This is a genomic window from Vibrio sp. 10N.222.55.C7 (assembly GCF_041473335.1).
In the GTDB taxonomy this organism is placed as follows: domain Bacteria; phylum Pseudomonadota; class Gammaproteobacteria; order Enterobacterales; family Vibrionaceae; genus Vibrio; species Vibrio crassostreae_C.
On record NZ_JBFRSC010000037.1, the window covers coordinates 1 to 12,555 of the forward strand.

The 12,555-nt window shown below is 46.3% G+C and carries 9 protein-coding genes; 2 read left to right on the forward strand and 7 right to left on the reverse strand.

Annotated elements, in window-relative coordinates; all coding sequences use genetic code 11:
• Positions 1-78: 78 nt before the first annotated feature.
• From pheT to AB4482_RS12925, 7 genes are all read right to left on the reverse strand, one after another.
• Complete coding sequence (pheT, locus tag AB4482_RS12895; RefSeq protein WP_372181059.1) at positions 79-2,466, reverse strand: phenylalanine--tRNA ligase subunit beta; 2,388 nt, start codon at positions 2,464-2,466, stop codon at positions 79-81.
• Between the two features lie 18 nt (positions 2,467-2,484).
• Entirely contained in the window at positions 2,485-3,468 is a 984-nt protein-coding gene (gene pheS / locus AB4482_RS12900; RefSeq protein ID WP_004734764.1) for a phenylalanine--tRNA ligase subunit alpha, read from the reverse strand.
• Between the two features lie 218 nt (positions 3,469-3,686).
• Positions 3,687-4,796 carry a GGDEF domain-containing protein gene (locus AB4482_RS12905; protein ID WP_029235308.1) on the reverse strand — a complete coding sequence of 370 codons (1,110 nt, stop codon included), beginning with the start codon at positions 4,794-4,796 and terminating at the stop codon, positions 3,687-3,689.
• Positions 4,797-4,998: 202 nt separating this feature from the next.
• Entirely contained in the window at positions 4,999-6,207 is a 1,209-nt protein-coding gene (locus tag AB4482_RS12910; protein WP_017060449.1) for a hypothetical protein, read from the reverse strand.
• Positions 6,208-6,216: 9 nt separating this feature from the next.
• On the reverse strand, positions 6,217-7,023 hold the full coding sequence (locus AB4482_RS12915) for an outer membrane lipoprotein-sorting protein (protein WP_017060448.1): 807 nt from the start codon (positions 7,021-7,023) through the stop codon (positions 6,217-6,219).
• A gap of 44 nt (positions 7,024-7,067) precedes the next feature.
• Positions 7,068-9,530 carry an RND family transporter gene (locus AB4482_RS12920; RefSeq protein WP_372181060.1) on the reverse strand — a complete coding sequence of 821 codons (2,463 nt, stop codon included), beginning with the start codon at positions 9,528-9,530 and terminating at the stop codon, positions 7,068-7,070.
• 171 nt (positions 9,531-9,701) lie between these two features.
• Positions 9,702-10,487 carry a TetR/AcrR family transcriptional regulator gene (locus AB4482_RS12925; RefSeq protein WP_372181062.1) on the reverse strand — a complete coding sequence of 262 codons (786 nt, stop codon included), beginning with the start codon at positions 10,485-10,487 and terminating at the stop codon, positions 9,702-9,704.
• 545 nt (positions 10,488-11,032) lie between these two features.
• Between AB4482_RS12925 and AB4482_RS12930 the strand changes: the two genes are divergently transcribed.
• Both AB4482_RS12930 and AB4482_RS12935 read left to right on the forward strand, forming a co-directional pair.
• Positions 11,033-11,818 carry a hypothetical protein gene (locus tag AB4482_RS12930; RefSeq protein ID WP_136982501.1) on the forward strand — a complete coding sequence of 262 codons (786 nt, stop codon included), beginning with the start codon at positions 11,033-11,035 and terminating at the stop codon, positions 11,816-11,818.
• Entirely contained in the window at positions 11,739-12,521 is a 783-nt protein-coding gene (locus tag AB4482_RS12935; protein WP_136974838.1) for a hypothetical protein, read from the forward strand. Before AB4482_RS12930 ends, AB4482_RS12935 begins: the two co-directional genes overlap by 80 nt.
• The last annotated feature ends 34 nt before the right edge of the window (positions 12,522-12,555 follow it).

Genomic DNA, 12,555 nt, shown 5'->3' on the forward strand with positions numbered 1-12,555 from the left:
CACATTTCAGGACGGGACACCAAAACAAAAAAGGCCTTGCAATGCGAGGCCTTTGGTTTTTCTATCTATCAGAAGAGATTAGTCGCGAAGTGCTGCGCCGAATTTCTCTGAGATTGAAGCTACGATAGCATCTACTGAACCAGCGATGTCTGCATCTTCAAGTGTGCGCTCTACAGACTGTAGGCTAAGTGCGATTGCTAGGCTCTTCTTACCTTCTTCAACGCCTTGACCAACGTATACGTCGAACAGTTTAGCGCCTGTTAGGAATTCGCCACCAGCAGCGATACACGCTTCTACGATGTCGCCAGAAGCTACTGCTTCATCAACAACAACGGCGATATCACGACGGTTTGCAGGGAACTTAGATACAGCTACTGCTTCTGGAAGCACGCGAGTGTTGATAGCTGCCCATTCGATTTCGAATACGATAGTACGGCCGTTAAGACCAAACTTACGCTCTAGTTCTGGGTGAACAGTACCAATGATACCCACTTCTTTACCATCTACTACGATAGCCGCAGTTTGACCTGGGTGAAGTGCTGGGTGCTTAGCTGCTTTGAAGCTGTATGCGATTTCGTTTGCAGAAAGCTCAAGAACGGCTTCTAGGTCACCTTTAAGATCGAAGAAATCTACAGTGTTAGTTGCAATGTCCCAGTGCTCTTCGCCACGAGTACCAGAGATAACGCCCGCAAGCATCATTTCTTGGCGCATGCCGTTTTCAGCAGTTGCTTCAGGGATGAAACGTAGGCCTGATTCGAATAGACGAACGCGAGACTGTTGACGCTTCTGGTTGTGAACAACTGTGTTTAGTAGACCTTGGATTAGGCCAAGACGCATTGCTGACATGTCCGCAGAGATTGGGAATGGCAAGATTAGCGGCTCAACACCAGGTACAACAAGCTTTTGCTGTTCTGGTTCTACAAAGCTGTATGTGATTGCTTCGTGGTAGCCACGGTCTACAAGAAGGTCACGAACGCGCTTAAGCGGTTGGTTAGCTTCTTTGTGGTCATTCATTTTAAGTGCCGCTTTAGGCGCTTGGTTTGGAATGTTATCGTAACCGTAGATACGACCTACTTCTTCAATTAGGTCTTGCTCGATTGCGATATCAAAACGCCAAGATGGAGACGTTGCCGTCCAACCAGCGTCTGTCGTTTCAACGTTACAACCTAGGCGAGTAAGAATTTCCACTACGTCTGTAGATGGGATTTCGTGACCTAGTAGGCTATCTAGCTTAGCGCGACGTAGAGCAACTACGTTTGCTTTAGGAAGATCAGCTTCAGATTCGCTGCCGTTTACTGGCGCAACTTCACCACCGCAGATTTCAACTAGAAGCTGTGTTGCACGCTCCATAGCTGCTGCTTGTAGCGTTGAATCAACACCACGTTCGAAACGTAGAGAAGAATCAGTGTGAAGGCCGTAAGCACGTGCGCGACCACGGATGTGATCCGGTGCGAAGAATGCTGCTTCAAGAAGTACGTCTGTCGTTTCAGTAGTAACACCTGAATCTTGACCGCCAAAGATACCAGCGATTGCTAGTGCTTTGTTTTGGTCAGCGATAACAAGCGTGTTGCTGTTTAGTTCAGCTTCATTGCCATCTAGAAGTGTTAGCTTTTCGCCCTGCTCTGCTAGACGAACCACGATACCGCCTTCGATCTTAGCTAGATCAAATGCGTGCATTGGTTGGCCTTGCTCTAGCATCACGTAGTTTGTGATGTCTACAACTGGGTCGATTGAACGGATACCACAACGACGCAGTTTTTCTTGCATCCAGATTGGTGTTTCCGCTTTCACGTTTACGTTCTTAACCACACGGCCAAGGTAACGTGGACAAGCATCAGTTGCTTTGATTTCAACAGATACTGTGTCTTCAATGCTTGTTGCAACAGTGTCAACTGTTGGCTCTGTAACGTCTGCGCGGTTTAGTACGCCAACTTCACGAGCAAGGCCACGGATGCTGAAGCAGTCTGCGCGGTTTGCTGTTAGGTCTACGTCGATAGTTACGTCGTTAAGCTCAAGAAGCTCACGTACGTCCATGCCTAGCGTTGTGCCTTCTGGTAGCTCAAGGATGCCGTCAGACTCTACGTCGATACCTAGCTCAGAGAAAGAACAAAGCATGCCGTGCGATGGAACGCCACGTAGTTTTGCTTTCTTGATTTTGAAGTTACCAGGCAGTACTGCGCCAACTGTTGCTACTGCTACAGTTAGGCCAAGACGACAGTTAGATGCACCACATACGATGTCTAAAAGCTCTTCTTCGCCGATATCAATTTTTGTAACTTGTAGTTTGTCTGCGTCTGGGTGCTGACCGCACTCAACCACTTTACCTACTTTAACGCCGGTGAATTCACCAGCAACAGGTTCTACATCGTCAACTTCCAAACCAGCCATAGTGATTTGGTGAGCTAGCTCTTCGCTGTTAATTGCAGGTTTAACCCACTCGCGTAGCCAAGATTCACTGAATTTCATAGTTTTGACTGCCCCGGATTACTTGAATTGTTTAAGGAAACGAAGGTCGTTCTCGAAGAACGCACGAAGGTCATTTACGCCGTAACGAAGCATCGTTAGACGCTCTACACCCATACCGAATGCAAAACCAGAGTATTTCTCAGGGTCGATGCCAACAGAGCGAAGTACGTTAGGGTGAACCATGCCACAGCCTAGAACTTCTAGCCATTTGCCATCTTTACGTTTCACGTCAACTTCAGCTGAAGGCTCTGTGAACGGGAAGAATGAAGGACGGAAACGCACTTCAACTTCTTCTTCAAAGAAGTTACAAAGGAAATCGTTAAGAATGCCTTTAAGTTGTGCGAAGTTTACGTTCTCATCAACTAACATACCTTCCACTTGGTGGAACATTGGCGTGTGAGTTTGATCGTAGTCGTTACGGTAAACACGACCCGGAGCAATGAAGCGGAATGGCGGTTTGCCGTTTTCCATCGTACGGATTTGAACACCAGAAGTGTGCGTACGTAGCATTAGATCAGGGTTGAAGAAGAAAGTATCGTGATCAGTACGAGCTGGGTGATCGTCTGCGATGTTTAGTGCATCAAAGTTGTGGAATGCATCTTCGATCTCAGGGCCAGACTCAGTGCTAAAGCCAAGCTCACCAAAGAACTGTTCGATACGCTCAACAGTGCGAGTAACTGGGTGAAGACCACCGTTCTCAATGCGACGACCTGGTAGGCTCACATCGATAGTTTCTTCAGCTAGTTTCGCTTCAAGCTCTGCACGTTGTAGTGCGTCTTTGCGAGCTGCGATCGCTTGTTGAACAGCACCTTTCGCTTTGTTGATCTCTTGACCAGCAGTGCGACGCTCTTCAGGTGGAAGTTTACCTAGGCTTTGTAGTTGAAGAGTTAGTTCACCCTTCTTACCTAAATACTGAACTCGCACTTCATCAAGTGCGACTAACGAATCTGCTGTATCAATAGCAGTCGTTGCATTAGCAATGATCTCTTCTAGATGTTGCATCATTTCCTCATCTACCAGTTGGTAGTGTCCGTATCGGATGATTAGTTTTTTTAGATAGCTACACATAGTAATCAAACACGCAACCAATGCCAAATTGAATCGCTAAAAGAACAAGTTATTGCCTAAAAACACGGCAAATTTAACAGGATATTAATGAGGAGTAGGAAGAAGTGGAACAATTACAGGTTCCACTTCTTAATTTGGAAATGACCTGAAGGCTAGATCTGAATAGAACAAACGCTGTTCTTCCCTGCGTTTTTTGCTAAATAGACGGACTCATCCGCCGCTTTAATCAATTCGTTCATGGTTTCGAATTCTTGGGTCATTTCAGCGACACCGACACTAATACTGCCAATCCAAACTTGATGACTGGTTTCAACCTCTAATTCAGACACTTTCTGTCGAGCGGTTTCCGCGATGTACATCCCACCTTTAAGGTCGGTGTTTGGGCAAATAACCAAGAACTCATCGCCACCTAACCGGCAAACAATATCATCATTACGGAACGTGTTTTTCAGTTCACGCGAGAGGGTTTGTAGCACCAAGTCGCCTGCATCATGGCCGCTGGTGTCATTAATGCGCTTGAAGTGGTCGGCATCAATCATAATACACACTAAAGGCATACCCAGTTCTTTGGAGTCTTGCCAATGCAGCGCTAACTGTTTAAAAGCACTACGACGGTTATGCAAATTAGTAAGAGAGTCGGTTAATGACAGTTCTTCAAGTCTCTTATTCGCTCGTTTTAATTCTGCCGTACGTTCCTCAACTTTATCTTCGAGTAACTGGTTGAAGCGTAACAACTGTTTGTTTCGTTCAGAGACTTGTTCAAACAGGCCGTTAAGCGCAGCCAACAGCGGGACAGTCGCAGAATCTTGCTGCTTTTCTTCCGCTTCAAAGGCTTGCAGAGGTGTCGCGCCCTCTTCTATCGCGGTCATTTGTCGCGCCATGTTTTGGTCGATGCCGAGGATGTGGTAAGCAAGCCAGTGGATCAATAAATCAAGTAACTGCCGTGCTGACGACTGATCTTCTTCCATGATGAAAGCTTGCATACTGTAGATATCTTGCATAAATACACGATGCACTTTGATATGCTCTTCAATGTGTCGCTCATACACACCGCAATCTCTCATCAAAGATTCTTCTTCTTTAAAGTGAAATTCGGCATAGCATGTGAGATCGAGTAAAGCGACGTTTATGTCGTCGATAGAGATAGTGTTCTCTGACAACAGATTTCCGTAGTGGTTGATAATACCAACAAGATATTGATGCTGTTCATCTACAACACCAATGCCTGTTTCAAAGTTTTTATCCCAATTAAATGAATTCATAAATCCCTTAAGGCCGATACCACCAGCACGATTTACATGCATATTCGGAGGTTATAGATGCTGAAAAAATATAACCATTTTACATGTAGGTTTATTCGATTGTTTGATCCACTTTATAAAAAGACGACTTTGAACATTCTAAATATGGCTCATCTTAAATTTGAGACGTCCCCCCCAACAGGAACGCCCCACGAAGCTAACATTAGAAATAATATTCCAACGCCATCTCAACAAAGTCATCCTTGCGTGCGAAGAACAACAAGTCCTCTGGGGTTTCGTTCTCAAACAACCAAGCATTCAGTCGCCACTTGAGATTGTTGTTAATACGGCTCGATGCCTCTAGCTTGGCACTGTAGACATCACTGTTATCTAAGTCTTGAGTGATACCAGTAAGCACTTCGGTGCCGTCTTCATCGTTCAAAGCGAAACGTGCCCCAAGGAACACATCATTTTGGCCGATGGTTTGGGCATTGTTGCCTCGGCTGTCATACAGGTATTCAGCGATGAAGCCGATGTCCCAGTACGATTCAAGCGCCCCTACCCAAGTGTATTCAAAGCCTGTCGCCACGCCGGTATGGTTGTCGTAGCTGTCGCGATAAATGCTTTCCAGCTTCCATAACCAGTCACCGATAATGCCTTGAACATCCAATCCGAAGTGTTGCATTTGGGCGTAGTATGGCTTGAGTTGATTGCCTTCCACACGGTAATAAGGGTCGCGGTTTGTGCCGCCTAAGTAGCTTAAACCGACATCCCAATCACCGTACATTTGGCTGTAACGCAATGCCACATCAACGTGTTTTTCTTCTCGTGAAGATTCGTAAAGCGCATCGTCCGATACTGGCACGGTTGGCCTTAATCGACCGTCTTCGCCTGCGAAGGTACGCTCACGAAAATACGGCAGTAACATGGCGTCTATGGTGCCCCACTCTTTTATCGAGGTGAAGTGCACCATAGGCTGACCTAACTTGGATTCGCCATCGACCGATTCAATGGCATCGGTCTGGTTTACCACATCCACTAAATGCGCCGATTCGGTTACGCCCCAAAATACCTTTCCAACACCCGCTCGCAGTTCGTAATCATCCCAATAGGTTAAATACAAGGCTTCGCGAATATCACCATGAGTTCGTTCATCGTCTTCACTGTCTAGGCGATAAAACGGGGTGAAGGTAATGCTGCCGTTGCCCTCTTGTTGCTCCCAGTAAAACTCTGGCTGCAACACCAGTGAGCTTTGTCCTTTGTCTTGCCCTTGTAAGCCGTCGCTAAAGAACTGCCTATGTTCAAGGTTAACCTGCCCTGCGATATCAGGACTAAAGCCTGCCGCCACACAAGGCAACGACACCTGCATAAGCCCGACGGTCGCCGCCAAGGTTAAGGATAATTGGGTTCCTGTTGCCACAATCCTTTTCATATTCCTGCCTTATTTCGCACGTTTTAGTGTGTTCTTTTGGAAATCCTTGTCTTTAAGACCGGTCTGGAACACTAAATCTGTCGTGGTTAATACGGTGCTTTTGCCTGTTTGATGGTTTTGCATCGCCATGGTGTGTGCGCGCCAGTATTGGTTTAGGTACTGTTTGTAATCTTGGAACGATAGAGTTTTAAGCAGTGCGCCTTTGCGGTCGTAAAACTCGACTTTCATTGGGCGGTAGTGCTGTTGGTCTAGCCATACCTTTTGCATGGTGTAGCCTGAGTTTTTATCGGTCGGTACTTGCTCTAAAACAAAGGTGTCTACGCCTTCCAGTTTCGCGTCTTCAATGTAGTTGAAGGTGTACTTTTCAAGTTCAAACGAGCTTAAGTCCTCATACGCAAATTCACTGCCCATAAACGGGCCAGATTTGTTGCGTGAAGAGATGCGTTTTACACGCTTGAGTGCAGGAAGATACAACCACTGGTCATCGGATTTGGTGATGTGCGAATGGTTTAGGAAAGCCGTGCCTTTTACGTCGCGTGGTTCATCAAAAATGGTTAAGCCTTTGTCGCCATCGTCATCGACTTCCAAAGATTTCAATCGCATCAGACGTGTACTGCTTTCGCCCTGCTTGTTGCGAAGTAGCATTTCCATGGTTGCGACAGAATCGCCCCACCCGACATCGACCGCTTTACGTTGCTCGGCAATTTCTAAGCCTTTCGCAGGGTCTGCTAACGCTGGGAAAGCGGCGAATGTGCTCAGTGCCAACGAGCTAACAGTAAGTAATGTAGTAGCGAATGTTTGTTTAACGCTTTTCATAAATATCTCCTTGAGTCAGCCCACCGCAGCAGGCCGACGTTTCCTTATTTGGTCGAAGTAGTCAGTTCGGCTGTCGATCTAGGCTGCGACTTGGTATCTGGCTTTGATTCGTGCTGAGTTTTAGCTGAATAGTGGGTCTGTTTGTCGAAGATCATCAGTAAGCTTGGTAGCAAGATGAAATCGACCACCAGCGCAATGAAAATCACAATCGCGCTGAGTAAGCCCATGTCGGAGTTGAGTCTGAAGCTCGACATCGCCAGTACAGAGAAACCGGCCACTAGCACAACAGTGGTGATCCACAAAGCGCGACCTACGGTGTGGAAAGCGTATCGAACCGCTTCTTCTGCTGATTTCCCTTCGATTCTTGCGCGCTGGTATTTACTCAAGAAGTGCACCGCATCATCAACCACGATACCCAACGTGAGCGTGACCACGACTGACAAACCTAGGTTGATTTCACCAGAGATAAGCGCCCACAAACCAAAGCCGATAATCGCTGGGGCAATGTTGGGCACTAGGCTGATCATGCCTAAGCGAACCGAGCGCAATGCAAAGATCATCAAGCCAGAGATAAGCACTAGGGTGATAGGCAAAGTTGATAGCATGCTCGCCATGTTGGTTTCGCCAATATGAGCAAACATCAGTGACGGGCTCGAAGCCACCACTTCATATTGCGGTGCATTGGCTGCAAACCATGAGTAAATGCGCTCTTCGAGTTCGACTAGCTCAACGCTGCCAAGGTTATCGACGGTGAGTACCATTTTGATCGATGATTTATCGACGTTGATCTGGTTGTTCAAGTCCAAGCCGTACGGCAGAGACATTTCGTAAAGCAGCAGATATTGCGCGGCAAGTTCACGGTTCAGCGGTAGCTTGTAGTAGCTGTCGTCGTCGGCATGCATATTCTTGTTCAAACGCATATAAACATCAGAAAGCGTTGCCACATGGTCAGTTTCTGGTTGAACGCGTAGCCACTTAGTAAAGTCACCAATTGCTTGCAAGAACACAGGATCAGCAATCGCTTGAGACTCGTTAGTTTTCACTGCGATACTGAGGGTTGTCATGCCGCTTACGGTCTCTTCCATGAAGTCAGCCGCTTGTCTGAATTCACTTGAGGTATCGAAATACTTCACCGATTCATCGTTGACTTTGTTGAGCGGAATTAACGCGGCAGCGCCAACAATCACTAGCGTAGAAATCGGCAGCAGTGCTTTACGGTTAGTTACGACAAAATCGCCCAGCTTATCCATGAAGGTGACTTTGTCTGCCGCCTTAGGGTTGGCAGGTAGACGTTTGACTGGCAGCAGTTTTAGCAACGCTGGCAACATAGTCACAGACAAGAAGCACGCAATAAGTACACCCAGTGCCGACAAGTTACCGAAATCACGCAGCACTGGTGAGTCCGACATGTTCATCATCAGGAAACCAATCGCAGTGGTCACCGAGGTGATCAGAATCGGCATCGCATTGAGCTTGATGCTGTATTGAATGGCTTGTGCTTTCTCCATACCGCGCTGCATAGCTTGTCTCATGGTCACAATCACGTGAACACAATCGGCCACCGCCAAAGTTAAAACCAAGGTTGGCACATTCACGGTTGCGGTACTCAAGAACATCCCTGCCCAACCAGACAATCCCATGGTGGCAACAATCGAAGAGATGATCACAATGAGCGTCGCCACCACACTAAAGAACGAGCGCAGCATAAAGGTCAGGAACACCAGTACCACCAACAGCATTAAGGGAACGAGCGTTGAGCTGTCTTCTTGAGCCGAAGTCATAAACGCGTTGTTCATGGCTATGATGCCCGCTTTATGGAATTCGACATTAGGATACTGAGCTTGGTACTTGCCGATCATGGTATTGATTGCCGCAATCACCTCTTGCACTTCTGCGGTTTTGTCCACTTCTGGCAGTTGCACGGTGACGTTCACAATCGTCACATCGCCAGAGGCCGACACCAAGGCATTCTTAAGCAACGGCTCGTTAAGGGCGATCTGTTTTACTTTGGCGATGCGTTCTGGTGTGTGTTCGTACTCTTCATACAGCAAGTCTTCTACCAAAAGATCATCTTCAATGGCTTCGGTGTGCTGATAATTAGCAAGGGAATCGACACGGCTTGAATACGGGATCTGCCACGCATCAACCGTGAGATTTTGAATCAGGGTGAGAGTTTCAGGGGTGAAGACATTGCCATCTTCAGGTGCGACAACAATCGCAAGGTTGTCGGCTTTTGCAAAGGTGGTTTGGATTTCATCGAACGCCATCAACTGCTTGTTGGTGCCTTCGAAGAAGATGTTGTAGTCCCCTCTAAAGTAGAGGTTCTTAGCCCCTAATGCAGAGAGAATGATGATTGAAAACACCACCAGCAGAACGATAAACGAACGCTTGGTAGGTATTGAGTGCCAACTGTTTAGATCTGTGTTTGCGCTATCGGCATTAGGGTTATCTCGGTTTTGCTGATCGAACGTGGGCTTCTGGCTGTCATGTTTCATCACAGTCTCCATTTGTGACGATTCGTCATATTTGTGTCATAAAAAGCCAGCCGAAGCTGACAAAAGACACAATGCTTAGTCAAACACTCAAGAAAACAGCAACCACAGTCGGTCAGTCTCAAGTTTGTGACGAATCGTCAAAAATGGTTATTAATAAACCCACATGTGTGGGCTTAACGGAAGCTATCGACCTATAGACTCTAAGTAAGCGATCTCTTCACGGAACAGTTCTTGTTCTACACGACGCCAAGTTTTGCGGTAATCCCAGTCACTAGAAAGGGGCTGCCAATTGAGGCCGTCTAGAATCATGTTCGCGTTGTGTAATACTGAATACGGGTCTTGTAACCGCTTAATACAATGACTGTTTGATGCATTCTGTGACAAAGCATTTGAACCAAATGCGATTGACCAGTTAGCAAAAACGATGGCATCTGAGCCAACGCCAGAAGAGAACTTTAGGTCACCCGCTTCTACCGCTTGGTTAACCATAGAGTCGCATTGTTCAATCACCAACTCTTCCAGTTCATTCATCTCGGCGACGCGTGCACTAGACGCTTTCTCTAGTACCCACGGGCTTTTAGCCATGATCGCACAGGTTGATAGTACCGGTTCCATGCGAGCATAGATTCGGTAAGCAACGTGCAATGCGACGATCTTTTCACGTGTGTTGCCTTCAAACTCTCCAGAGCGAGCAAACATCATTGCTTCTGTCTTGAGAGAGTGAATACATAACGCTAAAACGACGTCTTCTTTGCTGCAAAAGTGATTGTATATCGTACCTTTAGAATAAGAGCTCGCTGCCGTTAGCTTGTCCATCGTGAGGTTTCCGAACCCTTGTTCTCGAACCAGATCTTTTGCTAACAACATCAACTCTACTTCTCGGTCTGCAATAGACTGCTGCTTTTTAGACAACACGCCTTTGCAACCAAAGATACCTTGTTTATCGCCTTTACAACCAAAGCCAAACATAATTTTTTAGTCCGTATATGAGCTTAGCCGTTATCTAAGCTTCGCCAGTATTTAAAACACTCCTATCCAATATATTAACACGAATAGTAAATTCATGTAGTTAACCATTTTGTGACGCTTCGTCATTTCTGACTTATCGTCATAATAGCGCAAGTATTGATCATATCAAGGGGTTTTATAAATTAAATACATTTTGTGAATGGAAAGAGAATAAATGGGATATAGCTAAGAAAATCATCAATAGTTGACCTAAAGAGAAGACTTTAAAAGAAGACCTGTATTGTGACCAACAGAATGTGGACGCGAATTGGGCATTCTTAACCTAACAAAGAATGTAGGCACTTTAAGCTGCTATGCGTATTCATGCCCAATGATTCCTAGCTTAAACCACAAGAATGAATGACTGTAGGCTTACTTTATGGGGCAGACGTCTCCTTATGGTCAATATTTGGCTTACTAATGCCGTTTTCTGTTAAGTTGCTATAAATTCGGTAAGGGGTGACTTACAATAGTGACAACGACTTACCTTTTTTGAGAACACGATATTGAGCGCCAAATATTCTTATTTAGCTTGGCAAGTGAATACTTCTAGCCCTGCAGAAAAGCTGGTTTTATTGATGCTTGCAGACGGTGCTGACGAATTCGGCTACACCAATGTGTGCCTACAAACAGCAGGTCAACTTTGTGCTCTCTCTACGTTTGGTTTAGCCGACTGTCTTAAGTGTTTAGTCGACCAAGGTTTTCTCGATAAGGTAAAAGTAGATTATCGGGATAAAAAAGAGATTCACGTTTTCAAAATGCTCATTGAGCAAGAGCAAACTGCGGCGCACGTTGAGGTTCAACCGACCAATAGTATTCCGGTCTACTCTACGGCACCTGCACCTGCACCTGCACCTGCACCTGCACCTAAGTTTCAGCCTGCTCCGGCACCAATGCAACACATGCAGCAGGCCCCTCGCCCACAAGGTCGAGGCTCAATGAACAGCAACACCGTCTCTACTCATGATCTCAACGAAGAAGAGATACCATCATGGGCAGAACGTGCGTTTAAATTCTCCGGTTTGACCGGTGACCATAGTTTAGTATGGAAGAAATTTGTCCTCTGGTATAAAGCCAAAGCCAATGAATTAATGCCATTATCTCGGATTGAATCCAAGCTGCAGTACTGGCTAGTTAACGAGAAGCAAAATGAAAGACAACAACAGCAGAAGACCTCTCAATATTCAGGAAATGCAGGACAAGCTCAAGGAAATGGGTATAGACAAAAGCTTAGCCCATCTGAACGCTTCAGGCAGCAGCTCATTCAAAAAGGCAAAAAGCCAACCTTCTGAGCCAGCTCAACCTGTTGTACCTGACGCTACAGGTCCATTAGTACCTGAAGTGATTGAAGCGCAAAGTACCGAAGTGAAAGTAGCGGCTGCACAAGCTGCGGATTCTGGTGCGTCTCAACAAGTACCTGTTGTTGATCAAGATCCTGCAGAGCTGGAACTAACCGATTGGTGTATTCACGTGTTCGGCTCTTTCTTGAGCGTGTACGAAACGCAGTGGGAATATCAGTACGGTAGTGAGCCAAGCGGTAAGTTCATTGAGTTTGCCAACTCTGTTGATTCGGACGGCCTTAACCGCGTTTTAATGCACTGCCACGAACGTATTCAGCTTGGCAACAGCTGGCCGCCGCAAATGGGTGAGCTGTGGATCCTGAAAGATTCTTTAACTGAAGAAGAGTTGCTGGATAGCCGTATCCGTGTGTTGTCTCGCACCGCTGCCAACAAAATTGAAAAATGGCTGATTCAGAACAAACTGTATGACTTGAAGCGTACGGCTGAAAACAAGCTGGATGGTCTGTTTAAGAAGTACTACTTGGAAGCAAAACGTTTAGATGAGAAAGGCATGCTGGAAACGGAGTTGCCGCAATTCCTGCTTGCCGCTAACTCAGTGAAAAACCTAAACGATTTAAAACGTGAAGAGTACGAAAGCCAGCACGGCAAAGCGATTAACCCAAGAATCCAGCGTATTCTGAACAGTAAAAAGTAACCGTCTACCCGCTGCCTGTTAGAAGAAAACAGAG